Source organism: Nostoc mirabile CHAB5784, assembly GCF_020829645.1.
GTDB lineage: Bacteria > Cyanobacteriota > Cyanobacteriia > Cyanobacteriales > Nostocaceae > Nostoc > Nostoc mirabile.
In genome coordinates this window covers 1-24,429 of the sequence record NZ_JAIVFS010000107.1, presented here as the reverse complement: position 1 = coordinate 24,429, position 24,429 = coordinate 1, and the positions used below count along the sequence as shown (strand labels likewise).

Below are 24,429 nucleotides of genomic sequence, written 5' to 3'. Positions count from 1 at the left end.
TCAAAATAGTTTCTTCCATTCATAGCGGGTGGCGATCGCCGCCAGTGGGGCTGCTCCTAAGAAAACAGAATGGTTTCTTTCAGCCATAATGGGCGATCGCTCATGAACAGCTTCTGTCACTTTCCGGGAGGGCAATCTCTAGAAGCTTTATCAATCAATACAAGCTATCTTATTAGAAAAACTTGCTTATTGTATTTGTTATTAGGAAAAAATCTTGCGTAGGCGTAGCCCGTTGTAGACATCGCTTCGTATACAAAAGCTCTAGAATTCAGAAATGGCAAAAGTTTTCGGAGAGTGACAGAAGAGGGATAATGTATCAAAAAAAAGTCTTACATCAGGTCATGTAAATTAATTTTTTACTGCTTGTGAGAAATGCGGGTTAGCGTTCTCTCTCTTGGAAAAAAAGTTTTCGATTTACTGAAAGTGAAATTGTGTATCTAAGCACAGAAGTTAACTGCATTTTGTGTGAAATTGAGAACATTAACGAACGTACAGCATTCAGCTTTACCGAAAAGTTTTTCAACGGATGCAACCCAGGTGGTATAACGAATTCCATTCGTTGGAAGCTCACGTTAAAATTTAAACTTTGAAAAGGTTTTTTAACCGTTTCCTTACCCAATCCAAAGGATTTTGGTCATCTTCTGTAGTATCAACTAAACCCAGTTTTGATGATGGTAGACCGAATAGAAATGGCTTTGACTGTTCCACTTAAACCATCTAATTCAACATAGTCTCCTACCTTGACAGGTCGGTCTAATAAGAGTGTGAGACCGCTGACAAAGTTGGTTGTCAAATCCTGGATACCGAAGCCAATGCCTACTCCCAAACCACCTGCTAAAACTACCAAAGAGCCGAGGTTAAAGCCAATGCTTTGCAGAACAATAATGATGCCCAAGCCAACTAGCAAATAACGAACAATAACAGCGATCGCCTCCCGGTTACCTTCGTCCATTTCCACTTTAATGAGTAGTCTATTTTTAAGAAAATTACTGAGAGTGCGAGAGAGGAAAATAACTAATATGACCGACAGAATGAAGACAATAATTGACTGAAAGGATACACTACTATCGCCAATTTTAAATAATGTCAATTTCCACAACTTTAATAATTCTGTCCATAGTTCTTGGACAAGAGTGACTATTGTTGCTAGTTGATTGTGGTTGAAGACTTGCTCTTTTTGTATCAAAACATACCTCTTTTTAACGCTTCAACGCTTTTTAAGGCTACGGTAAGGCTTTGTCTATAGAATGAATAACATGCATAAGCTACGAACTGATGCAATTCTTCACTAGTCAATCGAAACTAAGCTGTTGCGCTTTTAACTTGCATATTATTTTGGTCTAGTCAATCATTGAAACTCTTTTCCCTTCAGCTCCCGCTGCCTCCAGCATAGCTGCCTTCTCCCAAGGGGAGACGCCAAGGGCGATCTGCCTTGCTGTTGTGCATTTTTAATGCACAACAGCTTATTAAACTAAGCATAAACACAAGTATAATAAGATTGATTATTTAAGTTAATATCTATCTCACAAAAAATACTAATCTGCGGAAAGCCTGGAAATTGACACGGGGAAGCAAATCCACTCTTGACCATCACTAAATCCAACTTATTATCTGAATCTATGTTAATGTTGCTTTTCTATATCAAAAATGACCGTTATGCCTTGGAGAGTCAGCGCGTTGTAGAAGTAGTGCCTAAAGTAGTACTGAAAACTTTACATCATGCGCCTGATTATATCGCTGGTGTATTTAACTACCGGAATCGTCTTGTACCAGTGATTGATTTATGCCGTTTAATTCAGGGTACTCCTTGCCGTCCTCTATTCAGTAGTAGGATTATCTTAGTGAATTACCAAAGCCACAACGATAATTCTCTTACGGGAAGCCGCTATCATACACAGACACAAGAGGCGAATGCCTCTCAACCATCGCATATTTTAGGATTGATGGCAGAACGCGTAACTGACATATTCCGCAAGCAAGAAACTGAGTTTTTTGTGACAGGAATTAAAGTTAATACTGCTCCTTATTTGGGAGAAATGATTAACGATGCACAAGGAATGATTCAGTGCCTTCAGTTGGATAACATTTTGCCAGAACGAGAGCGAACTTTACTGTTACCTCAATAGCAGAGTTATTAACCAAAAAAGTACCTATAACTCAGTAATCAAAATGAAAAAACAATATTTGAGTATAAATTGCTTCTCTTAGGTCGCTGCGGACAGTAGTATTGTAAATTTTATCACTACAAGACCCTGTAGTCAGAAATCTACTTTTCATAAAAAAATAACAAAAAAGAGAAGAACTAGAGAAAAAGTGTATAGTTTATGATGATCACTCAAAGATTATTTGAGTCAACCAGTTCAGTAACTTTGATTTTTACTGTTATATATAAGCTTACATAACTATTTTCACAAAAATTATCATCAGGATAGGTTCATATGTTTCACCGTGTGCCAGAAAAACAAATGCATTTTGTTAGATGGCTGCTTGTTAGTGGCTGGCTTTTACTCATTGTTTCGTTATTCTATGACCCGATTTCGCCCTACCTAACACAGCCTACGACGGAATGGAGCATTTTTCGTCTTAATCCGGATTTGTTAGATCCGGTGAAATGCAAAGAGGTTGCGACAGTACAAGGAAAGTGTGTTGATGTCAAACCTTTTGCTCTTGGGGCAAAAATCTTCTGGGGAATTGTGATACCTTGCGGTGTCATGATTCTGATAGTTTTTGGTCATGAAACATGGCGACGCATTTGCCCGTTATCTTTTCTATCACAAATTCCTAGAGCATTAGGAAAGCAACGTCAACGCAAAATTACCAATCCCCGTACAGGAGCGGTGCGCTATGAACTGGCTAAGGTATTAAAAGATTCTTGGCTGGGACGCAATCATTTATACTTCCAATTTGGATTTCTCTGCATTGGTCTTTGCTTGAGAATTCTCTTCATTAACTCAGACCGTTTGTTTTTGGGGTCTTTTTTGCTCCTCACCATCCTATCAGCCATATTAGTAGGATATTTATATGCTGGTAAAACTTGGTGTCAGTATATCTGTCCTATGGGTCCGGTGCAGATGGTCTACAACGGACCAAGAGGATTGTTTGGAAGTGAGGCGCACCAAGGACAGAAACAGATTATCACTCAATCTATGTGTCGAGCAGTGGACAAAGAAGGTAGTGAGAAAAGTACCTGTGTGAGCTGCCAATCTCCTTGTATGGACATTGATGCAGAACGATCTTATTGGGAAGTTTTCAACAAGCCTGGTCGCCGATTTGTTCAGTACGGCTATGTAGGATTAGTCGTTGGATTTTATCTCTATTACTTCCTGTACTCAGGCACTTTTGATTACTACTACTCTGGAGTTTGGAGTCACGAAGAAAATCAGTTAGCAACTCTTTTCGCTCCGGGATTTTACATTTTTGGTCAGTCAATTCCTATTCCTAAATTGGTTGCTGTTCCGCTCACGATTGGGGCTTTTGTAATAGCTAGCTATTTCTTATTTTCTAGGATAGAAAAGGCTTATAAGGCTGATCGGCAACGCATTAATAAACCTCTGAGTCAACAACAAGTACAACACATAATTTTTTCAATTAGCACGTTTCTAGTCTTTAACATTTACTTTTTGTTTGCTGGGCGACCGATACTCAAACAGCTACCAACTTTTGTGGAGCTAGGATTTAACGCTTTGGTCATCCTTGTCAGTACAGTGTGGCTTTATAGAACGATTGCTCGTAGCGCAGAAACCTATTCACGAGAAAGCCTTGCCGAAAGTCTGCGTCGTCAGTTGAGCAAACTCACGGTTGACTTCTCCAAATTCTTAGAAGGTCGAACAATGGAGGAACTCAAACCTGATGAGGTTTATGTTCTTGCCAAAGTACTGCCCAGTTTTAGTAAAGAATCCAGTTTTCAAGTCTACAAAGGGTTACTACGGGAAGAATTGGAACAAGGAAATATTGACCCTGCCAATAGCTTGGAAGGATTCAAGCAAATTCGCCTGGAACTGGGGATTAAGGACGAAGAGCATTATAATATCCTCACAGAACTGGGAGTGGAAAACCCAGATTTGCTCGACCCAAGCAAGCGAAGAAGCCGGGAAAACCAATTACGGATTGAAAATTATCGGCAAGCCCTAGAACTGCAACTTCTGGACTTGGTGGAGATGGGTGTTCCTCTACGTCAAGCACTCCAACGCAGAGAAAAGCAAATTCAAGCTTTGAAGCAGGAGTACGGAATTACTGCAGAGGAACAAGCACAAATCTTGGGACAGATAACTGATGAAAACAGTGCTATTCTCCGCAAGGCAGAAATGCTGTTAGAGCAGTTAAAGCAACTAACTGTCCGTGACCAAATACTGAGCAATTTGGTTCCTAACCCCTCTGCACCTGTGTATATTTTGCTGCGATTGGTTGCCATTCATAACAAAGAACAAATTGTCACCAAGCAACTGCTGAATATTCTAGAAGTTTTGGGAGATGCACCTGAAGCTGTGAAAATTGCCAGTGCGATGGGATTACTCGCAGACAATGTCTTGCCCAAAATATTTCGAGAATCTACTGAGGATACACAGTGGCAAGAAAGACTCGGTGTAAAGGCGATCGCCATACTACAATCAGATGAGTTAGAACCAGCAACGCTTGATACTCAAGCACAGATGGTTGATGACGAAATACCAACTCAGCTCTTCATTGCTGGACAACCGATACCAAAAGTCACATCAGCAAAACGTCAGACTTCTGTGATTGAAGTCCTCAAAGAACTTCTGCAAGAGCTAGAGCCACTTGTCCAAGCAGCAGCACTTCATGCACTTGCTCAACTCGATCCTCAACAAAGTCGGCAATATGCACGTCAGTTACTCAATTCGACGAAGCCCGGAGATTGGCTGGTAAAGGAAACAGCAGAAAATATTTTGGGTCTTTCCAACGCACAAGTGACCACTATGGTGCAAACTTTAATCGTCCAAGTGATGGTAAGAGACACAAAAGAACAGCTTTTCTTCCAGCAACCAGCTATCCAAATCGGACGAAGCGTGACAAATGACATCATCTTGCCCAGTCCGAAAGTCTCCCAACAGCACGCCATTCTTCACCTTGACGAGCAAGGAGCCAGCGTGACTGTGCTCAAAAGTGCTTATGGTTTGCGGATTAATGACAAACGCGAGCAAAACAATACAGTACGGCTTAATCAGGGAGATGTGATTCGGTTTAGTCAAGCGGAGGAACCTTCGATCACCGTCAATTGGAAAAAGCAAGCGTCGATACAGTCCGTCGCACCCTCTGAAAGTTTAAGCACTCTAGAAAAGCTGTTTTTGTTATTTGAGACTAGCCTCCTGAGAACTGTCAAGCCGGAAGCACTTATTGAATTGGCTCGTCAGGCAGAGATTCGAGTTTATACTCAGGGTGAAATGATGTGCAAGGCAGGAGAACCATCCAATGAACTACTCCTGTTAATTGATGGTGAAGCTGATGTCACGGTTTTGCGAGGGGAGAGTGAGGTTGTGATCAATATGGTTCGGACAGGTGAAACCATCGGTGAGATGGGAGTCATCAGCCGCCAGCCACGTTCAGCAAACGTAGTCGCTAAAGCCGAGAGAAATCGAGCATTGGTGATTGAGACTAAGGATTTTGAGGCAGTGTTACGTAACGATCCTGACGTGTCGAGGAGCCTTTTGCTCAACATAATTGGTCGCCTGCAAAGGCTAACAACAAAAGTCAAATCTCAGTCTTAACCATAAAAGTTGGGAAATAAGGCAATGCTCAAACTCAAGCTTTTCAACTCAAAAGCACCCACAGAGGGCAAAGAGCTAGAAATAAACCCAGAAATGCTGATCAATGGTGAGTGTTTCATTGGGCGATCGCGCAATTGTGGTATCGTTCTCCCCAGTTCTGAGGTGAGTCGCATTCATGGAAGTTTGCGCCATGAGAAAGAACAATATTACTTTAGTGACCTTGCCAGCCTTGGTGGTTCTCGAATTAATGATGAAGTGGCAAATGTCAACCAAAAGTATCTCCTCAAAAATAATGACATTATTCGGATTGGTGAATTTATCCTCACAGTTGAAGCAACTTCATCAAATGGACACCACCTCACGCAAACCGAGGAAGTTCAAACTCAACCTTCAACTCAGAAGAAATCAGCAAACATCACCATCTCTGTTCCCCATCAACAAGTTGAGTCTACCCGTCACCCTAGTGAGTATATGCCGGTTGCACTTGTACCACCAGACCAGATGAGTCGATGGATGAAAGGGGATGTGATGGTTCGCTGTGTGGCGGTGATTGACGAAACCCATGATGTCAAAACTTTTCGCTTTGCTGCTGAAGCATCATTGTTATTTACCTACCAACCGGGTCAGTTTATGACCCTAAATTTGGAAATCAATGGCAAGCCAGTCAAACGCTCTTACTCAATTTCTTCCACCCCTTCACGACCCCACACTGTAGAAATTACAGTTAAGCGTGTCCCATCCCCACCAGATGCTCCTGATATTTCACCAGGATTAGTGTCCAACTGGTTGCACGACAACTTAAGAGTCGGTCATGAAATCAAAATCAGCGGTCCGTTGGGAAAATTCACTTGTTTTGCCAATCCTTCCGAGAAAATGTTGATGATTTCCGCAGGAAGTGGCATAACGCCAATGATGTCTATGTCACGCTGGGTTTTGGATACTGCTGCTGATTGTGATATCATCTTTTTTCATAGCGCTCGCAGTCCTCGCGATATTATTTTCCGCCAGGAATTGGAGTTGATGTCCTCGCACAATCCTAAGTTTCGTCTAGCGTTCTCCATCACTCGACCAGAACCTGGTCAACCTTGGTGGGGCTTTACTGGGAGACTCACCGAACAATTGCTATATGCGATCGATCCAGACTTTTGGCAGCGTACAGTTTACGTCTGTGGTCCCAATTCCTTTATGCAAGGGGTCAAAACCATGCTGGAGCAAATCGGTTTCCCGATGCAAAACTACTACGAAGAAAGTTTTGGCGGAGCGAAAAAGGCAAAATTGCAGCCATCATCAACCCCTGTGCCCCCTGCTGCGAATCCTCCCATTGCTCCTACTGTTGCTCCTCCCCCATTCGTTGAACCAGTTGCTGAGGTCACGCCAACAGTAGCACAGCCAGTGGTTTCAACCGTAGTTGCGGCATCGCAGACAGCAGCTTCCGTAATTTTGGTCTTTTCCAAATCAGGTAAAGAAATCACCTGTGGAGGAGAAGACCCGATTTTGGATCTGGCAGAGCAAGAAGGAGTCAATCTTGATAGTAGCTGTCGCAGCGGAGTTTGTGGCACCTGTAAAATTCGGAAGCTACAAGGCGAGGTAAAGTATACAGGAGAGCCTGAGGCACTCGATGAGAGCGAGCAAGAAGAAGGGTATATTTTGACTTGCATTGCTTACCCAACAGGGAAAGTTATCATCGACGCTTAGGACTCATCTTTGATGATGTATCAATTAAATATATCCAACTAAAAGGTGGAAGGTTGACGAAAGAACAAAAGAAATATAATCGAGAACTTAATCGATTAAGAATTGCTGTTGAACACGTAAATCGTCGTCTAAAAATATTTAAAATTTTGTCTGATAGATATCGAAATCGTCACCGACGTTTTGGCTTAAGGTCGAATTTAATTGCGGGAATTTATAATCACGAATTAGCCATGTAAATAGATTAATTACTGAAATTTATCAAATAATTTCAGTAATTAATCTATAACTGAAACAACGTTTGCTACCATTTTTTTTAGTTAGCGGTAAGCGAAGCCATGCCGTAGGCTTATCGCCTGATAATACTGCTCGAAAAAATTTATAACCTCTCACCAAAAACTGAAATTAGAATAACCCTTAATCATACCACAAAATATTTATGCAAGAGTTCTTGTGATAGAATAGAATTTACGTCTTCGCACAAGCGACTAACAACAGGATCTCCATTGCGCTCTCGCATTCCGCCAGAAACACTTTACCTCCTTATGAGGAGCGTGAAGTCATTTGCCTTTGCACTTGTGTTGACCTATGAATTTGCCTATCATACGGTCACGCTTGGTCTTAGCCCTTTCCAGCTTGTTGTTGTCGGTGTTGTGTTGGAGAGTATGACCTTTCTTTGTGAAATTCCGACTGGTATGTTTGCTGATCTTGTCAGTCGGCGCCTATCAGTCATTCTTGGAATTGTTCTCTGCGGTGGCGGCTTCCTCTTTGAGATTTTATCCCCTTCTTTTGCTGGAGTGCTGGTGGCACAAGTACTGTGGGGTATTGGACTTACGTTTTTTAGTGGCGCAGAAGCAGCTTGGATTACCGACGAGATTGGAACGGAGCGTGTCGGTTCGCTGTTTTTGCGCGCCACACAACTGGGCCAAGTCTTGACAATCATTGGTACATTTCTTGGCGCCATCCTTGCTTCTGCGAGTGTTTCCTTGCCAATTATCGTCGGTGCATGTCTATGCTTATTCCTTGGTATTGTCTTATCCTTTACGATGACCGAGAATGGATTTGGGCCGACTTCGAGAGTAGAAAAACAAAGCACTTGGACAATTGTTACTCGACCACTTCGTGATAGTTTTCAACTGATACAAACGCATTCAGTTCTTTGGTTGATTCTGTTACTCGGTATCGTTATTGGTGTGTCTCTTGGCGCCTTTGATCGGCTGCATACGCCGCACTTTTTTACAACGATTGGTTTGCCTTCCTGGAGAGCACTGTCATCTGTGAGTTGGCTAGGTATCATTAATGGCGTTATTAGTGTTCTGTCGCTGCTTGGTATGGAAATTGTCCGTCGCCGCTACCAAACGATAGACCAATTGGTGATCATAAAGTTACTGGTCGGACTCTATTGCGGAATGCTCGTTGGCAGTTTTCTGTTTGCGCTCACAAACTTGTTTACAATTGGATTTGCAGGGTTTTGTCTTACACAAACGTGCCGGAACGTTAGTCGGCCATTACTGTTGCAGTGGGTCAATCTCAATGCGCCTCAGCAGAGCCGTGCGACCGTGATATCGACCTATTGGCAGGCGAATGCACTTGGTAATATCGCTGGAACTCCAGTGCTTGGATGGCTTGCTACAACAGCTTCCCTGCGAACGGCGCTGAGTGCGGGAACGCTGGTGTACATTACGACGATACCGATCTTACTCATCGCCCAACGACGGTGGAAGCGCGCGCAGCAGGTGCCTATGGTTACGGGAGAACAGTAGCCTTTATGTAGCACAGGAGCAGACATCTGGGTTCGAGGTGAGAAGGCGCTTATTTCTGCCGCCGAACGCCTGCGTCAGCCGCGCCCGCTGACGGGCGTCGGCTGCACGCAATGGTTGGGCTATCCATCAGACTGAAAATGCCTTACCGTAGTTTGACCTTTTGGTGTCGTCCCATACGCGGCCCGATCGATCCGGGGACAGACCTCGTTCGCCATGAGCTCCATGGAGCGCCGGGCGAGCGCTGGATCGGTCCAGTCGTGGCCCGTGTAGAGCAGTGTGCCGAACGCGCCGACCTCGTTGCGGAATGCAAGAATCTGGTCCGCGACGCTCTGGGGGGTTCCCGCGATTACGAGACGCTCGATGCACCGCTTCGTAGAGAGCTCGGAATCCGGCTGGTCGGGAAAGTCGCGCATGACGTCCAGCGCGCCGGCCTTCGCGAGCTTGGTCCTCATGACGTGGAAGTAGAAGTCGTGCGCGCCGTCCTCGCGATGCACGTAGCGATGTGCCGTGGCCTCGTCATCGGCCACGAAAACGCTGCGCGCCACGCGCCACCCGGAAGCATCGGCACAGAGGCCCGCCGATCGCCGGCCTTCCAGGTAGTTCTTAATGTGGGCCCGGACGACGTACGCACCCACGTAGGTCGCCGAGATTCCGGACCAGCCGCGCGCTCCCGCGGCGTGCGGTCCCTGAGCGTCCGGTCGGATCGAGGTGATGGCGATGGGCGGATGGGGCTCTTGCAGCGGTCGGACAGCGACACCCACTCCGATGTTCCGATCGAGCGAGCGCTCCGTGGTGGTCCGGTAGAACTTGCCTTCGATCCGGTACGGCGGCTCTTCGCTCCAGATCCGGCACATGTGCTCGAGCGCCTCCTGGGTCTTGCGATTTCGGTCCGAGCCCAAATCTCCGATGGCTTCTGCGTCACCGGCAACGCCGGGTCCGACTCCCAAGATCAATCGACCCTGCACCAGGTGGTCCACCATCGCGACCTGCGCCGCCACCATCGCCGGGTGGTAGTTGGCGAGCGGAAGCACGCCGGTACCGAAGGTGATCGACGGGCACGCATCGGCGAGATTCGCAATGAAAGCGAGGCTCGAGGTGATCGTCTCGGCCGAGTCGACGAGATGCTCGCCGATGAAGGCCTCGCGGTAGCCGAGCCGGTCGGCGAGCACGACCGCTTCGCGATCCTCGCGGAGAACGTCCCCATAGGAACGGGACGGCGGGTGGACGGGCTGGATGAAGAATCCGAGCTTCAGGGAATTCTGCATTGAGTCTTTACAGTCGTTCATTCGTTCCGTGCCGCCCAACTATATTATTATACGGAAACTTTACGTATAATCTTTTTTTAATCCTGATATATCAGGCATTCTAAGGAAATCCTGTTTGAATATACGGAAAACTTCTTTTTTACCCCCTTATTTGGGTATTATACAGAATTTTTCCGTATAACCACCCTTCACAGGAGGATTATATGGAATTTTTCCTTATATCCCTTGGTGTTATCAAGAACTTTTCTGTATAACATCCTGATTTAGAGTATTAAACGGAATTTTTCTGTATAACACCGATGGAACAACGCCCAAAGAAACTGCTTGAACAAGTACAAGATGTTATCCGGCTTAAACACTATTCTTACCAAACAGAGAAGACTTACATTTACTGGATTCGACGCTATATCCTTTTTCATAATAAACGCCATCCTTTCATACATGGAAAGTACCGAAATAGAAACGTTTTTAACGCATCTTGCGGTTAATGAAAATGTGGCTGCATCAACGCAAAATCAAGCACTTCATGCTGTTCTAAGGAAACGATCGCCTTCTGATTTTAATTTAGCGATCGCAGGGTAATACTGCTCGAAAAAATTTATAACCTCTCACCAAAAACTGAAATTAGAATAACCCCTAATCATACCACAAAATATTTATGCAAGAGTTCTTTACTTGTGAGAAATCCGGGTTAGGAGGATCATCAATGTATTTTGCTACAAAACAAAACATTCCAAACATCCTCTAACTCATCATTCAAAAATCAAAAGTTTGACCTCGTTTCACAAAACCATGAAATCCATCTTTTCTTGCGTCAGGAAGTGTACCTGGTTGATAACCATACAACCAGATTTTATTTTTTATTTTGTCTGGCAAAGTCACTAGTTGCTCGTAATGAGCATGGACTGTACTCGGAAATTTTGCTGTTTCACAATCGTGGAAGATAATATCTGCTTGCTCATAAAATTCTCCATTTTCTTCTAGAGCCAGTTGAGTATCTGTGGTTAAAAAGACTTTAGTTCCATTGATTTCAAAAAATAGTCCATAACTTGGCATTAAAAAATATCCATTATCAACATGTATAACTCTCACCGTATGAAACTTTATTCCTCCCCAAGTAAAATTTTCATGACGAGGAATTATATTCACGTTAAAAAAGGAATTTAAATCTGTCACATCCCCTTGAACCGATCTCATTCCGCCAGATAAACTTCTTTCCCAAATTTCACCTGCTAAATCTTTACTCAAATAAAGATTAGGCTTTTGGCAGCGTGGATCAAATTTTGTACTAAACCCAATGTATTCTAATCCTCCTATATGATCCGAATGCAAATGGCTAATATAAATATCAGTAATATCCAGATATGATAATTCAACTGCGTGTAATGAAAATCGAATATCTGAACCGCAATCAATTAAAAGTTTCTTCTCTTGGTCGGTTAAAAGTATATTTGATTGAAAATTGTCTGCTCCTACGGTAAAAGCTGAACCTGAACCTAAAAAGATTAACTTCATAAGAGTTGTCAAGTATTAATGGTTTAAATTATTTCAGTGATTGATACAGTTCATCAAGCCCTACTTTTATAGATGGAGGCATGGCAGTAAAACCAATATAAAAACTTCCATGCTCTGCTGGTTCTGCCAAAACTTTAGCATAAATATCACCACCACCTTCTGTTGAAGTGGAAGGTGTTAAGAAGTTCAGGTTGAGATTGCTGAGTGGCAATGGTATTCCGTTAGTAGCACCTGGAATTGTACGAACAAGTGCTCTATTGGCAGAAAGCTTGACTAAACTTCCCTTTGATAAGTTATCATTAATATGCTTTCCATCCAAAACTGCATATTGTATTGGGATTTCTTCAGTAAGGGAAAAGAAGACTTCTTCTTCTTTGCTCAAGAAAAGATTATATTCTCCACCAATACCACCGACTTCATAGATGGTAATTGGCTGCTTAACTCCTTTTGGTGTTACTTGCCTTTCCCCATCAATTTTTACTAATTGTCCTACTTCTTTATAAGTCGATTCGGAAATGAAAATTTGACCACCAAGTGTGTAAGATTCAATGCGATAAGTAAGATTCACTTGGCTACCAACAATACCATATTTAGTGCGTTTATCTGAGCCAATATTTCCGACAACGACTTCACCAGTGTTGATACCAATGCCCATTTCTAGTTTTGGTAAACCCCATTCTGCCATTTGTTCATTGACTGCTCCCATTGCCAATTGCATATCTACCGCACAGGCGATCGCACGAATCGCATCGTCTTCTCTGGGGGTGGGCGCACCAAACAGAACCAAAATCCCATCACCCATAAATTCATCAATTGTTCCTTTGTATTTGGTAATAACTTCCGCCATGTGATGTAGGTAGAAGTTGAGAACTTTCACCACTTCTTCAGGTGATAATCGTTCTGCTGTAGCTGTAAATCCTCTTAAATCAGAAGTAAATATAGTGATTTTTCGTCTCTCTCCACCCAGTTTCAATCCTTCAGGACTTTCTAACAAGCTGGCGACGACTTCATCACTGAGATAACGTCCAAAAACTTGACGAATGAGTTCATTAGATTTCTCTAATTTTTTAGAATAATTTTGGATCGCTTTATAAGCTTCATTGCGTTGTAATAAGTTGATATAACCTTTGGCATGGTAACGAATGCGAGCAATCAGTTCAACTTGATCGGGCAATTTGACCAAGTAATCATTCGCACCCAAAGCAAAAGCTTCTGCCTTAACTTTTGCATCCTCTTTTGAAGAAAGGACAATCATTGGCACATTACGAGTTGCCTTATTAGCACGAAAGAATCGCAACAAAAGTAAGCCATCAATGTCAGGCATAACTAAATCTTGCAGAATGACTTTTGGCGAAACCTCTATCGCTTTAGGAATAGCAACTGCTGGATCGCTACAGTAGTGAAAAACAATATCTTCTTCATCAGCTAACATCCGGCGTACCGCTTCACCAATCATGGGTTGATCGTCGATTAGGAGAACAGTAATCGCGTATTCTGTGAAAAAAGATGATGTGTTGTTAGCCATTTTTCTGCTTTAAAAGATTGAGCGTAAGAATTGCTTTTCACAAGCTTGTGCGATCGCCTCAATTGGTAAAATCTCCACTGCGGCTTTCAACTCCACCGCTGCTTTTGGCATACCATAAACTACGGATGTCGCTTGGTCTTGAGCGATGGTATACCAACCTGTAGAACGCAAGGATAGTAGTCCTTGAGCTCCATCTTTTCCCATACCAGTTAATAGGACTGCAACTCCCTTTCTAGTCCAGTGCTGAGCTACACTCTTAAAAAACACATCCACAGATGGACGGTAAGGATAATCGCGTGGTTCTTTAGTATACCAGAGACTCAAGTTTGGTTGTAATATGAGGTGGTCATTGGTGGCAGCAATCAAAACTTGCCCAACTTGTATCTGGGAACCAACTTGAGCCAGCTTAACTGGCAATCGTGATTGAGTGTTTAACCATTCAGCTAAACCAGAGGTAAACTGTTTATCGACGTGCTGCACAATTACCACAGCAGCTGAGAAATTTGCTGGTAACCCAGAAAGAAGAACTGCAAGGGCTTGGGGACCGCCAGTAGAAGAACCAATGACAATCAAGGGTGGGGTAAACTCGGATGGGGAACTTCCACGCTCTCGAATTCGCCCAGATGGCTTGCTCGTTTTCCCAATAAGTTTGCCTATTGTCGCAATTTTTTCTAAAATCCCTGCACCGCCTTCGATTTGCCCACTATGACCTAAAATAGGTGCATGTATGGCATCTAGTGCACCATACCCCATCGCTTCAAAAACTTTGGATGTATCCCCATTGACAGTATCTGTGATCAACAAAATCGCGCATGGAGAATCGCTCATAATTTGGCGCGTAACTTCTACCCCATCCATTACTGGCATAAGCAAATCCATCAATATCAAGTCAGGGGTATCTGCTGCACATTTTGTCACTGCTTGGGTGCCATTACCAGCAATCCAAGCAACTTTATAGTCTGGAACTTGTGCCAAGACAGACTTTAGCGCCTCTACTACGTTTGGGATATCATTAACAATAGCTATTCTCATAATAAAACTCGGAAAAATTATTCAAACTTCAAAGCGATTCGCCAATTAGGTCAATAACGGCATTTATTAAACTATTGTCCTGAAAACTACTCTTGGTTAAGTAATAATTAGCGCCAACTTCCAAACCACGAATTCGGTCTTCTGGACGGTCTTTGTAAGAAACAATAATCACAGGTACAGACTTCAAATTGGGATGATTTTTAATCCGGCTCGTCAGTTCTAACCCATTCATTCTGGGCATATCAATGTCACTGAGAACCAGGTCATATGAATTTGTCCTGACAGCATTCCAACCATCCATTCCATCTACAGTGACTTCAACTTCATAACCATTATTTTCTAGCAACTGCCGTTCCATTTCACGTACAGTAATGGAATCATCTACTACCAGAATCCGCTTGCGTGGTTTAGTGACGCCGCTGCCAGTCATTTTGTTAATTTTGCTTATCAAACCGACACTCAGCAATTTGTCAATTGAGCGTAGCAAATCTTCAACATCGACAATGAGAACAGGAGAACCATCATCCATTAATGCAACAGCGCTAATATCTGGTACTTTCCCCAAGCTGGGAACTAAAGGTTTCACAACCAAATCCCGCTCTCCAAGAAATTTATCGACGACCAAGGCATAACGACTCAAGCGATCGCTAATAATAATGCATGGTAATTCTTCTGAGTGGACATCAGAATTTGGCAATTCCAACACTTCATGAGCCGCCACCAATCCTATATTTTGCTCATCCAAAACAAAATACTGGCGATTTTCCACAACAGAAATAGAAGCGGGATGAATCATGACAATCCGGTCGATGCGCGTGAGCGGAAAAGCATAAGGTTCTCCTGATATCTCCACCAACAACGTGCGAATAACAGACAAAGTCAGTGGCAATTGTAAATGAAAACTCATGCCCTTTCCAAACTGAGATATCGCTCGCACGATACCTCTTACTTCCTGCACCATGCTTTGAACAACATCCAAACCAACACCGCGACCAGAAACTTCAGTCACTGCTTGTGCTGTAGAAAAACCTGGCAGAAATAAAAACTCCATCAATTCGGGTTCGGTTAACTGCTCCGCCATGTCAGCAGAGACCATACCCTTACTGATAATTTTTTGGCGTAGGCGCTCTAAATCTATCCCACGACCATCATCGGAAACTGTAATTGATAACATTCCCGCTCGATGAGCAACTTCCAATCGCACCGTCCCTTCAGGAGGTTTCCCTACAGCCTGCCGTTCTTCAGGTGACTCAAGACCGTGATCGATAGAGTTACGCAAAATATGGGTGAGGGGAGCCTCTAACTTTTCTAAAATATCACGATCTACTGGCGTTGATTTGCCAATAATTTCAAATTTCACTTGCTTTCCTAGGCGTCTGGCTAAATCCCGCATCATCCGGGGAAATCCCTGAGCACCATCTGCAAATGGGCGCATATTACTGGCAATAACTTCCCGATAGAGACGATCTGAAAGATTCCCAGAACGACGAGCAAATAATTCCAGTTCATTCAAGCGGTCGGATAGAATTTGGCGACATTCATTTGCCTTTGCCTTTGAAGTCGAGAGCGAGTTAGCAGCACGCTCATTCAGGTTTTCCCCAACTAGGGATTCCTGTAGTTTTTCCAGAAGATTAGATAGCTCAATTTGGGTTTTCTTGAGTCTTAGCAAGGAACTAGCAAACGGTTGTAGCCAGTTTGCTTCTACGAGAGATTCTCCAGCGAGTCCCATGATGCGATTCAGGTTATCTGCGCTGACTCGCACCACCCGGTCTGCTGATTTCGCTTTTTGAATTTCTGCAATATCTTTGGTCGATGTGGATGTGGTCGTTGCGGCTGGAGTTTTAGGTGATGAGGTAATGGCGGATGAGGGAGCAGGAGGAGTAGGGGAAGCTGGGGAAGATGAGGAAGAGACTTCTAATTTTGAATTTTGAGATTGCGTCGCTTCCCGCCACGGCTTCGCCTCGCGGCTTCGGCTCGCAACGCTTTGCGATTTTGAATTCTCTTGTCCTCTTGTCTCCTTGTCCTCAGTTTTCTGCGTTGGAATAGTAGAGATAGCTGCGACTAGGGTTTCAATTTCTACTTGATGTTGAACTGACCAGTTTTCTATATCGGTTTCAGGGACTTGCGCGATCCGTAGGAGCACATTAATGCCTTGGAGGCAATTATCAATGTGCGAGCCGACTAGGGATTTTCCTTCCTTAGCAGCGATGAAGCAATGCTCAATCGCATGAGAAACTCGAAAGGCGGCATTAATTTGGACAATCCGGGAAGCCCCACTCAATGTATGAGCAGCTTTTATCAAGGGTTCTAATTGTGCTTTAGTATAACCAACCTCCGGGTTATTTTTGCGTTCTAGTAAACTTTCTTTCAGTATTGCTGATTGACCGATCACTTCCTGCCGGAATAAATCCAGCATGGAAAAATTTTCATCGTCTGGCAATTTGAGATTTTGGATTTCCACTGCAGACTCTGTAGAGGAGGACACTTGCGTACTTTGGGAAGCAAAAATAAGCGAAGTGTCCTTTATTACAGAATCATTCTCAATATTCTGTGTGTCCTCTATGATTGGCTTTGAATTGGGGGAAGGTATAGTAGATGCGGGTTCTAAGGATGAAGAAGTCAAACCTTCCTCGTTCCCGTCTTCCTGTGTTTCCTGATTCGGTGTCAAGATAGCACACAGAGCTGTTATTAAACTTTCAATTTCTCCTTCATTAGTTGCTATCCAGTTACTGACCTCGCTCTCATTAAGTTGAGAGAGGCGCTCAATCATATCAACCCCTTGCAGTAGCACATCGACTTGATCTGCTGAGTCAATCGCGATCGCTCCTTGCTGTGCGGCGACAAAGCAATCTTCCATAACATGGGCTATTTTCACAACAGCATCAAGTTGCACCGTGCGAGCAGCACCCTTGATAGAATGGGATGCACGCATCAAACTTTCAAGTTCTGTGCTGACGTTGGGGTTACCTTCCAGAGCTAAAAGATTATCGTTTAATATTATCGCTTGGGCTTCCACTTCCATACGGAATAAATCCAGCATGGAGAAATTGCTCATATCGTGATTAGTCATAAGTCATTTTATAAAACTTTACCGAAAAAGAATTCAGGAGCGGAGCCGGAGACGCTCCGCCTCCGGTCAGGAGTTAAAATGAACTCCTATGCGACTGGTGGGGATGAATAATATAGGACTTACGCACTGTACAAATTGGCTGTTATGTGCATAACGATATTTGGTTGTCGAGCGAGTGTTGGCGATCGCGCTTGTGCTGGCTCGCCAGTCCAAATGCAAACAAGCTAGGACTTGCAAATTGACAAAATCAATATGACATGCTTTTAGAATGAGACGATTATCTCCAAGTTGTTCAGATCAAGGAATTGAGCCGCTAAATTATCAATAATAAAAGAGCGGATGACTTCATAAAATAAATTTCTTTGCAAAGAATACCAATTGAGAATTTGACCTTGAAATCGGAGGTCCTACAGAAGAACAAAGTCAATATTAAAAGCGAAATCTTTACATAATTTTTGTCTGAGTATTAATTGTGTAATTCTTACATAAACTTCTCAGAAAATATATTAATTGTATGAAGATAAGCCCTAAACTCTGATTGTCAAATTGTAGTTCTAATCAGGAGCATGAAAACCAAAAGGTTCGCACTCTCGACTATTGCGGCATTAGCTACCTTGGCTGGCACCGCAGCAAATGCACAAGCAGTCTCGCTCGTCAATCAAGCCTTAGACGTTCTCTCCTCGCCTCCACCTGGTGAACCAGTTTTCACTTTCACAGAGCTACAAGTTACGTCCCTACCATATCTTAGTCCTACTCTCACGACAGGATCTGGAACTACAGTTAGCATTAACAATAACCTGAACAACTTGGATGTTTCTGTCGGTGATATTGTGTATCGTCTGTTAAGCCCTGATGCTCAGTTTGGCACTGTTACTTCAAACCTTTACACGGTCACGCTATCTGAGAACAACAAAGTTGCAACATTCACAGGCGCGCGCGTCAACCCTGGTGAAGTGTTTCGCATTGAGCGCTCGGTCAGCGATGAATTGCCTGTCGATTTTACTGGGGAATTTTTTAGCGCCAATGAAACAAACACGGCTACTGTTCCCGAACCGACCACAATTCCAGGTCTAGCACTCATAGGTGTCCTTGGTGCCTACCTCCTAAGGCGCAAACAGCAAGTGCAAAGAAAATAACCCAAGTTGCGTTATTGGGGTAAGTGCACATATAGATGAAATGTCATATTACAGCCATTTTGTACAGTGACAAATTAAATGGCGTTGAGACAAATTCCTGTCATCGAGTTAAGCCTTACCCACTTTAGGCTTGCAAGTATTGGTGTTGGTGTTGATATAGCTTGTCAGTTTCCGTTTTACTTTTAAGCTTAACGCTCTTTGAATGCAAGCATTACAGCCTCAATGACAGTAATTTAACACCGCGACAAATAAAAAGTCACTGTACACTTTTTGACTCACTAATAGTATTATCAATAGTGTTGTTGAGTAAGTTGAGTTAGAACTTACGCATCGTACATAAGTACTATACACAATTTGGTTATTTCAGCCATTTTTAGCTGACAGCGATGTCTACGACGGGCTACGCCTACGCAAAGCAAGCAAATAAATTAGGGTTATGCGAAGCGTTTGAAACGACCAAATACCGTGATACACATTATGGTTTATTTGTACAGTGCGTAAGTCCTATAATAATCTAAAGCCCCTGGATTTCTGTATGGAGAAGAAGAAAACTTCTCATCATTGCTGATAGCGTCCCTTGCGCGTGTCCCCTTGGGACGAGCGCGTGGCATTCGCTATAGCCCCCATTTGAAAACGGGGGTTTTACGCATCACACCTCATAAAACTTTTTTGCTGAGGGCATAAAATAATAATTCATCATCTAGGTAACCAACCTTTTGATTTTTCCAGTTAAATAGCCCTTGTGTATAGTTTTCTGGCATTTTGGATAAGGTCGCAGGCACATTTGTTAGTTCCATCGGATGGATGCGGTGCATACCACATATTTCATCAACAGGAAACACCCAAGGATTGCCAAATTTCTCGACCACGACCATTCTTTCATAGATGACAGGGCTAATTTTCTGGCGATCGCCATCTGCTGTTTCTATTCCCAGGAACTCTTTAAGCGATATACAAATCTGGACTTCACCCCGGAGACTCACCAGCCCCAAAAATATATTGTTGCTGCGATGTGGTAGGGTGTGAATGGTAGATATCGGCATCACTTCTTTGATTAATTGCGCCGATAGTGCTAACCATTCTTGTTGCAGTCGAAAGATGCCCACTGTTATCGTTTTAATAGAAACGATTTGATGACCGACCTCTAAAGATTTTTCTGATTTTTCCTTAGAAAGTAGATTTGTCCACTCATCTATATATTCTTGTGGCGCTTCACGTTCTAATAAACTGCGCCCCGCCCAGGAATAGACTGGACAGTTTTGGCAATGAATATGGGTTTTTAGTTCAGGACAAGAGCGATCGCCTGTAATACCGATTTGATTCCAACAATTGAGCACTTTTGAATTGGGAACTCCTTCCATATGCATCTGTTAGTTCCTAGAACTAGACTTTAAAGCGAGAAACTTCTTGGCGTAAGCCATGTGCTGCTTCGTTCAATTGTCCAATGGCAATGTTAATCCCACGCAATGAATCAGCGGTTTGTGAGGAAGCTTCACCCAGCTGCACCATCGCTTCACTAATTTGCTGAGCACTTTCTGACTGAGCTTCCATACCCTCACTCACCATTTGAAAACGTGGAGTCAGAACTTGTACTTGCTCAATAATTGAACCGATTTGCATGCTGATATTTTGAACATCTTCAACACCATGTTCGACTGCTTTTGTGAACTTATCCATTTCCATCACCCCAGTGGTAACCGCTGATTGCATTTCTTTAACCATACTCTCGATATCCAAGGTGGCGACGGCTGTCCGATCGGCTAAGCGACGAATTTCTCTGGCGACAACAGCAAAACCCATACCATACTCTCCGGCTTTTTCAGCTTCTATCGCTGCGTTGAGAGAAAGCAGATTGGTTTGGTCTGCCACTTTCGTGATGGTTGTGACAATACTATTAATATTGTTAGCTTTTTCGCTGATGACTCCCAGTTTCGCAGAAATCCCACCCGTAGCACCTGCTAACTGACGCATAGTTGCTTCCATGCGAGAGAGATCTTTTTGAGAGTCATCTGCTGCAACAGCAGTGACTTGCGAAGTTTCGGCAACTTCATCCATTGTTTTCACTAGTTTCCCAGAAGTTGTGGCAATTTGCTTCGCTGTCGCTACAACCTCGTTTGTAGAAGCAACTTGTTCCGCCACGGTTGCTTCCAATTGTTTGCCAGAGGCGGCTATTTGGGTGGCTGAGGTGGTAATCACAATTCCAGACTGCTGCACTTGATGAATTAACGAATTCAGATTTTGACTCATAGCGCAAAAAGCGGTTAGTAATTTTCCAATTTCATCCTGCTCCTCGGTGACTTCGACTTGGGTGGTGAGATCGCCAGTCGAGATACGTTCTGCGACTCCCACAACTCCGGCAATTTTGGCACCCAATGGTTTAGCGATCGTATTACTAAAGTACTTACCAAAAATCACTGCTACGACTGGACCAATTAGCAAACCGCCTAATATCCAGAATGTGGATTGACTCACATCAGCAGTAGCTGATTGCCTTGCATCTGCTGCCAAATTCTCGTTATATGTTATGAGTGCGAGCAGTGCATTTGTGGCTTCCTTAAAAGTAGAGACTTTCTTCGCTATTGTTTGCTCATTCATCTTATCAAGCGCTTCAACTGCAGCTTTGGCGGCTGCGAATTCTGGTGAATTAGCTTTCCCTTCGGTCAATAAATTAATCTGTACTTGCTGAGGATTGAGGATGCCAAGACTCTCAAATGCTCGATTCAACTGTTGATATTCCTGCTCGCCTTCCTTCCATTTATTCCATAGTGGCAGAAATGTTTTATATAATTTATCTTGTTCTGGATCGCGATTCAGTTTTTCGTATTCGCTAAACCCTTCGTTGATTTGCTTCCAAGCATTTTTAATTCTGATTGAATCATTTTGTCTCGTTTCCGGACTGGTTGCTGGATTGAGCTGTGACCTTTCTGAGGACTGAATCTGAGTCTGACCTTCCTTGATTTTCCATAAATTAACTACGCTGGGAAAAGCATTATTCCCTATTGTGTGGATGTGGTTGCTTAGCCGGGTAGTCGCTATCCAGCCAATTATCGACACAATTAATACGATTAACCCCATGAAGAAAAATGCGAAGAACAGACGTCCTTCTAAGCTATTGTTTTTTTTATTATTAAAAGGTAGGAGTTGATTCATGGTGAATTGTATATGGCTAAATTTTCTGACAATTTTTTTCTAATAATTATAATTTTTTATGCAGTCTTTTAATTCGCTGTCGAATAACGGCTGCATTGGCAATATCTCCACGACGTTCTTTAAGTAGGACTAGATGGATAAGTGCTTCATAATGATTTGGTTCTAGGTAAATCGCTTTTTGAAAGCATTGTTCAGCCTGTTGTTCATTTCCTTGTATTCGATATAGTTGTCCTAACAAAAGATAAGCATCTGCAATGGTTGGTTCTTCATGCAAATAAGTTTCACATAAATTAATAGCTTCATGTAACTGTCCTCGTTCCGCTAGAGTTTGGGCAGTTTTGAGGGTAGAGGTTGGGATATTTGTAGAATCATAACTCTTTGTCTTGTTTAAAGGGATGGTTTCCGCTTCTTTTGGTTTCTTCAAAATTTCTTTTGAAGTGATTGACACGTCTAGTTTCGGGTTGAATTTTGGAAAATTTCTTTTCCTTTCTATAGGCTCTTTTTTATTTGTTAATTTTTTTTCATGCTTGAACTCCTGATTTTTATCCTCCTGCTTTTGATAGACAAAAGCAAGAGGGTGTCGCACAGCCACAAATTGGGGGGTTAATAATTGTGTTTCAGAATGTCCGACAAAGAGCAACCCATTGTCTACTAATAAACGTTCCAAAGTTTGGAATGTTTTTTTTTGTGCTAAATTATTAAGATAGATTAATACATTGCGACAAAAAATCACATCATAAGGAACCTTCTCTATAAGAAAAGAAGGGTCAAGTAGATTACCGTGTATGAAGTTAACGGTATTTTTTATGGACTCGTACAACTGATATTGTTCTCCAACTTGGGCAAAATAGCGTTCCTGTCTCTCTTTGTTGTTACCTCGAAAGGAGTTTCTGCTGTAAACAGCAAGGCTTGCTTTGGTGAGTGACTTTTTACTGATATCAACAGCATCAATAGAAAAATTTTTGGTAGCTAACCCAGCTTCAGTAAGTGCGATCGCGACCGAGTATGGTTCTTCACCTGTTGAACATGGTACACTCAAGATACGCATCACTTTATCATGATGGTTTGGAAACCATTCAGACATGACATAGCGGCTTAAAAATGCAAAAGGTTCTCTGTCCCGAAAAAACCATGTCTCTGGCACGACTACCATTTCAATCAATTGTTCTAGTTCCTGAGTTGATGTTTGCAACCGTGCCAGGTAATCTGTTATGTCAGTCAAACCACAATTTGCCATGCATTGAGAAATTGCTCTCTTGATGGTAACAGAGCCAAGGGTACTTGGATCTAAGCCTATCTTCTGTTTCAGTAAATTTTCAATTGATAACTGAGTCATTATTCAGCTCGTCTAGAATAGAAATAGTCGCACCGCCTTTAGTCAGCCGTCTTAGACGCTCAAATCAAAATTTGAATCCACACTATTTTGGTAAATTACTATCCATAGAGCGACAATATTAACTGTACACTTCATAAGCTTAATGGCTATGGCATAGGATAAATAGCAGTGTTCTGATCCGAGACAATCTTCCAGTGTCCTGCCTGCTTTTAGAAAACATACTTCATACGTGTTCTCAGTACCCCCGGCTCAGTTGGCTCTATACCAGGAGGCAGTGCGTCATTATTGGCAGTGGTTTTGGTGGCTCAGTCACAGCACTAAGATTAGCTCAAGCAGGAATACATTGCCTTGTTTTGGAGCGTGGTGGTCGTTGGTCGATCACTCCGGCACAAAATACATTTGCTACTTTACGGACACCAGATGGTCGTTGTTCATGGCTGAGTTCTTTTGCTGTTTTCGGTGAGCCTGTACCAATAGATGTTTACACAGGTGTATTAGAACTTTTACAAGAAGATGGAATTAACGTGTATGCTGGCGCAGGAGTCGGTGGAGGTTCTTTAGTCTATAACGGAGTTACCTATCAACCTACACGGACTAATTTTGAGCGTATATTTCCTAAGGAAATCTCTTATAATGCATTCAAAGCACGTACATCGCTTGCACTACCAGGTAAAAATACAAACTCCACTGGAATACCTGTTTTCGTAGTTTCTTCTGGACTCTAACTCCGTAGAAGTAGCGTTTTTTGGAAGCAATATAGCCCGGAGGCGGAGCGTCTCCGGCTCCGCCCGAAATTGTTCCGACTGAATTAACCTCACATTAAAAATCCGAATGTTATCACACATTGGTGATTGTAATGAGTCTAAAATATATTCCGTAGTCTCATTTAAATCTTTCAGTATCATTCCTACTTGATGAAACAAGTCGTTGATTAACATTGATAAATTATGTAATCTCCGATTGAATCGTGATTTTTCTAACATTCTTCGCATCAGTTTATGGTCTTTCATATAGTCACAAGCTTGACTGTGATTACCATTAAAAAACATCGCTGCAACTAGTACCGTAGTGAAAATTTGCTGCATCACTCATCTCCTGGAGTTTAGACTAAGCTATACAAAATGACCCAGCAGGGCTGAGTTAATCAGAGACTTAGCAAAAGTATGAATAATCTAAGGTATTAAACAGCAACAGATGCTTCTTTACGTGGTGGAGTTACTGT

At 42.9% G+C, this 24,429-nt stretch carries 17 protein-coding genes and 3 pseudogenes; 9 read left to right on the top strand and 11 right to left on the bottom strand.

From position 1 onward, the window contains the following. Window positions 1-649 precede the first annotated feature (649 nt). Window positions 650-1,186 (bottom strand): mechanosensitive ion channel family protein, encoded by a 537-nt coding sequence (locus LC653_RS36950; RefSeq protein ID WP_229500131.1) that lies wholly within the window; start codon window positions 1,184-1,186, stop codon window positions 650-652. A gap of 397 nt (window positions 1,187-1,583) precedes the next feature. Here LC653_RS36950 and LC653_RS36945 point away from each other — a divergent pair, with 397 nt between their 5' ends. The 5 genes from LC653_RS36945 to LC653_RS36925 all read left to right on the top strand — a co-directional run bounded on the left by LC653_RS36945 (window position 1,584) and on the right by LC653_RS36925 (window position 9,178). After that, entirely contained in the window at window positions 1,584-2,126 is a 543-nt protein-coding gene (locus tag LC653_RS36945; protein ID WP_229500129.1) for a chemotaxis protein CheW, read from the top strand. 339 nt (window positions 2,127-2,465) lie between these two features. Further along, the gene (locus tag LC653_RS36940) at window positions 2,466-5,723 is read left to right on the top strand and encodes a cyclic nucleotide-binding domain-containing protein (RefSeq protein ID WP_229500127.1); all 3,258 of its coding nucleotides are present in this window, start codon (window positions 2,466-2,468) and stop codon (window positions 5,721-5,723) included. A gap of 24 nt (window positions 5,724-5,747) precedes the next feature. Further along, window positions 5,748-7,418 (top strand): FAD-binding oxidoreductase, encoded by a 1,671-nt coding sequence (locus LC653_RS36935; RefSeq protein ID WP_229500124.1) that lies wholly within the window; start codon window positions 5,748-5,750, stop codon window positions 7,416-7,418. 5 nt (window positions 7,419-7,423) lie between these two features. After that, window positions 7,424-7,654: a transposase family protein gene (locus LC653_RS36930; RefSeq protein WP_372478270.1), complete on the top strand. Its 231-nt coding sequence runs from the start codon at window positions 7,424-7,426 to the stop codon at window positions 7,652-7,654. 315 nt (window positions 7,655-7,969) lie between these two features. Further along, window positions 7,970-9,178, top strand: coding sequence for an MFS transporter (locus LC653_RS36925; protein WP_229500122.1), 1,209 nt, complete (start codon window positions 7,970-7,972; stop codon window positions 9,176-9,178). Window positions 9,179-9,297: 119 nt separating this feature from the next. Here LC653_RS36925 and LC653_RS36920 read toward each other — a convergent pair whose 3' ends face one another. Next, on the bottom strand, window positions 9,298-10,443 hold the full coding sequence (locus tag LC653_RS36920) for an LLM class flavin-dependent oxidoreductase (RefSeq protein WP_229500120.1): 1,146 nt from the start codon (window positions 10,441-10,443) through the stop codon (window positions 9,298-9,300). Window positions 10,444-10,742: 299 nt separating this feature from the next. Here LC653_RS36920 and LC653_RS47600 point away from each other — a divergent pair, with 299 nt between their 5' ends. Both LC653_RS47600 and LC653_RS36915 read left to right on the top strand, forming a co-directional pair. Then, window positions 10,743-10,931: a phage integrase N-terminal SAM-like domain-containing protein gene (locus LC653_RS47600; protein WP_372478269.1), complete on the top strand. Its 189-nt coding sequence runs from the start codon at window positions 10,743-10,745 to the stop codon at window positions 10,929-10,931. Next, complete coding sequence (locus tag LC653_RS36915) at window positions 10,885-11,025, top strand: phage integrase N-terminal SAM-like domain-containing protein (protein WP_229500117.1); 141 nt, start codon at window positions 10,885-10,887, stop codon at window positions 11,023-11,025. The genes LC653_RS47600 and LC653_RS36915 overlap by 47 nt, the downstream gene beginning before the upstream one ends. A 174-nt stretch (window positions 11,026-11,199) precedes the next feature. Here the strand turns inward: LC653_RS36915 and LC653_RS36910 are convergent, their stop codons facing one another. From LC653_RS36910 to LC653_RS48050, 5 genes and pseudogenes are all read right to left on the bottom strand, one after another. Continuing rightward, window positions 11,200-11,958, bottom strand: coding sequence for an MBL fold metallo-hydrolase (locus tag LC653_RS36910; RefSeq protein WP_229500114.1), 759 nt, complete (start codon window positions 11,956-11,958; stop codon window positions 11,200-11,202). Between the two features lie 28 nt (window positions 11,959-11,986). Then, complete coding sequence (locus tag LC653_RS47055; protein ID WP_308189204.1) at window positions 11,987-13,483, bottom strand: adenylate/guanylate cyclase domain-containing protein; 1,497 nt, start codon at window positions 13,481-13,483, stop codon at window positions 11,987-11,989. A 9-nt stretch (window positions 13,484-13,492) separates the two neighbouring features. Then, on the bottom strand, window positions 13,493-14,515 hold the full coding sequence (locus LC653_RS36895; RefSeq protein WP_229500112.1) for a chemotaxis response regulator protein-glutamate methylesterase: 1,023 nt from the start codon (window positions 14,513-14,515) through the stop codon (window positions 13,493-13,495). A gap of 28 nt (window positions 14,516-14,543) precedes the next feature. Continuing rightward, a complete protein-coding gene (locus LC653_RS36890; protein WP_229500109.1) occupies window positions 14,544-17,585 on the bottom strand; it encodes a hybrid sensor histidine kinase/response regulator in 3,042 nt (1,013 codons plus the stop codon). Between the two features lie 263 nt (window positions 17,586-17,848). After that, window positions 17,849-17,989 (bottom strand): annotated as a pseudogene (locus tag LC653_RS48050) (IS701 family transposase); the annotation flags it as partial. 162 nt (window positions 17,990-18,151) lie between these two features. Here LC653_RS48050 and LC653_RS36885 point away from each other — a divergent pair. After that, on the top strand, window positions 18,152-18,721 hold the full coding sequence (locus LC653_RS36885) for a PEP-CTERM sorting domain-containing protein (RefSeq protein WP_229500107.1): 570 nt from the start codon (window positions 18,152-18,154) through the stop codon (window positions 18,719-18,721). 656 nt (window positions 18,722-19,377) lie between these two features. On the opposite strand, the gene LC653_RS36880 is transcribed toward LC653_RS36885, so the two are convergent. From LC653_RS36880 to LC653_RS36870, 3 genes are read right to left on the bottom strand one after another with little or no spacing between them, the layout of a single operon-like run. Next, window positions 19,378-20,058, bottom strand: coding sequence for a chemotaxis protein CheW (locus LC653_RS36880; RefSeq protein WP_229500105.1), 681 nt, complete (start codon window positions 20,056-20,058; stop codon window positions 19,378-19,380). Between the two features lie 46 nt (window positions 20,059-20,104). After that, window positions 20,105-21,871 (bottom strand): methyl-accepting chemotaxis protein, encoded by a 1,767-nt coding sequence (locus LC653_RS36875; protein ID WP_229500102.1) that lies wholly within the window; start codon window positions 21,869-21,871, stop codon window positions 20,105-20,107. Between the two features lie 46 nt (window positions 21,872-21,917). Further along, complete coding sequence (locus tag LC653_RS36870; protein WP_229500099.1) at window positions 21,918-23,207, bottom strand: CheR family methyltransferase; 1,290 nt, start codon at window positions 23,205-23,207, stop codon at window positions 21,918-21,920. A 278-nt stretch (window positions 23,208-23,485) separates the two neighbouring features. Here LC653_RS36870 and LC653_RS48315 point away from each other — a divergent pair. Further along, a pseudogene (locus LC653_RS48315) lies at window positions 23,486-23,842 on the top strand (NAD(P)-binding protein); the annotation flags it as partial. Here the strand turns inward: LC653_RS48315 and LC653_RS48040 are convergent. Next, window positions 23,839-24,286 (bottom strand): annotated as a pseudogene (locus LC653_RS48040) (transposase family protein); the annotation flags it as partial. The pseudogenes LC653_RS48315 and LC653_RS48040 sit on opposite strands and share 4 nt — an antisense overlap. Window positions 24,287-24,429: the final 143 nt, after the last annotated feature.

Excerpts from the sequence above, each read along its gene's own strand:
- LC653_RS36920 (WP_229500120.1), bottom strand. The coding sequence starts at position 10,443 with ATGCAGAATTCCCTGAAGCTCGGATTCTTCATCCAGCCCGTCCACCCG.
- LC653_RS36940 (WP_229500127.1), top strand. The coding sequence starts at position 2,466 with ATGCATTTTGTTAGATGGCTGCTTGTTAGTGGCTGGCTTTTACTCATT.
- LC653_RS36870 (WP_229500099.1), bottom strand. The coding sequence starts at position 23,207 with ATGACTCAGTTATCAATTGAAAATTTACTGAAACAGAAGATAGGCTTA.
- LC653_RS36890 (WP_229500109.1), bottom strand. The coding sequence starts at position 17,585 with ATGACTAATCACGATATGAGCAATTTCTCCATGCTGGATTTATTCCGT.
- LC653_RS36915 (WP_229500117.1), top strand. The coding sequence starts at position 10,885 with ATGGAAAGTACCGAAATAGAAACGTTTTTAACGCATCTTGCGGTTAAT.
- LC653_RS36910 (WP_229500114.1), bottom strand. The coding sequence starts at position 11,958 with ATGAAGTTAATCTTTTTAGGTTCAGGTTCAGCTTTTACCGTAGGAGCA.
- LC653_RS36895 (WP_229500112.1), bottom strand. The coding sequence starts at position 14,515 with ATGAGAATAGCTATTGTTAATGATATCCCAAACGTAGTAGAGGCGCTA.
- LC653_RS36885 (WP_229500107.1), top strand. The coding sequence starts at position 18,152 with ATGAAAACCAAAAGGTTCGCACTCTCGACTATTGCGGCATTAGCTACC.
- LC653_RS47600 (WP_372478269.1), top strand. The coding sequence starts at position 10,743 with ATGGAACAACGCCCAAAGAAACTGCTTGAACAAGTACAAGATGTTATC.
- LC653_RS36935 (WP_229500124.1), top strand. The coding sequence starts at position 5,748 with ATGCTCAAACTCAAGCTTTTCAACTCAAAAGCACCCACAGAGGGCAAA.
- LC653_RS47055 (WP_308189204.1), bottom strand. The coding sequence starts at position 13,483 with ATGGCTAACAACACATCATCTTTTTTCACAGAATACGCGATTACTGTT.
- LC653_RS36875 (WP_229500102.1), bottom strand. The coding sequence starts at position 21,871 with ATGAATCAACTCCTACCTTTTAATAATAAAAAAAACAATAGCTTAGAA.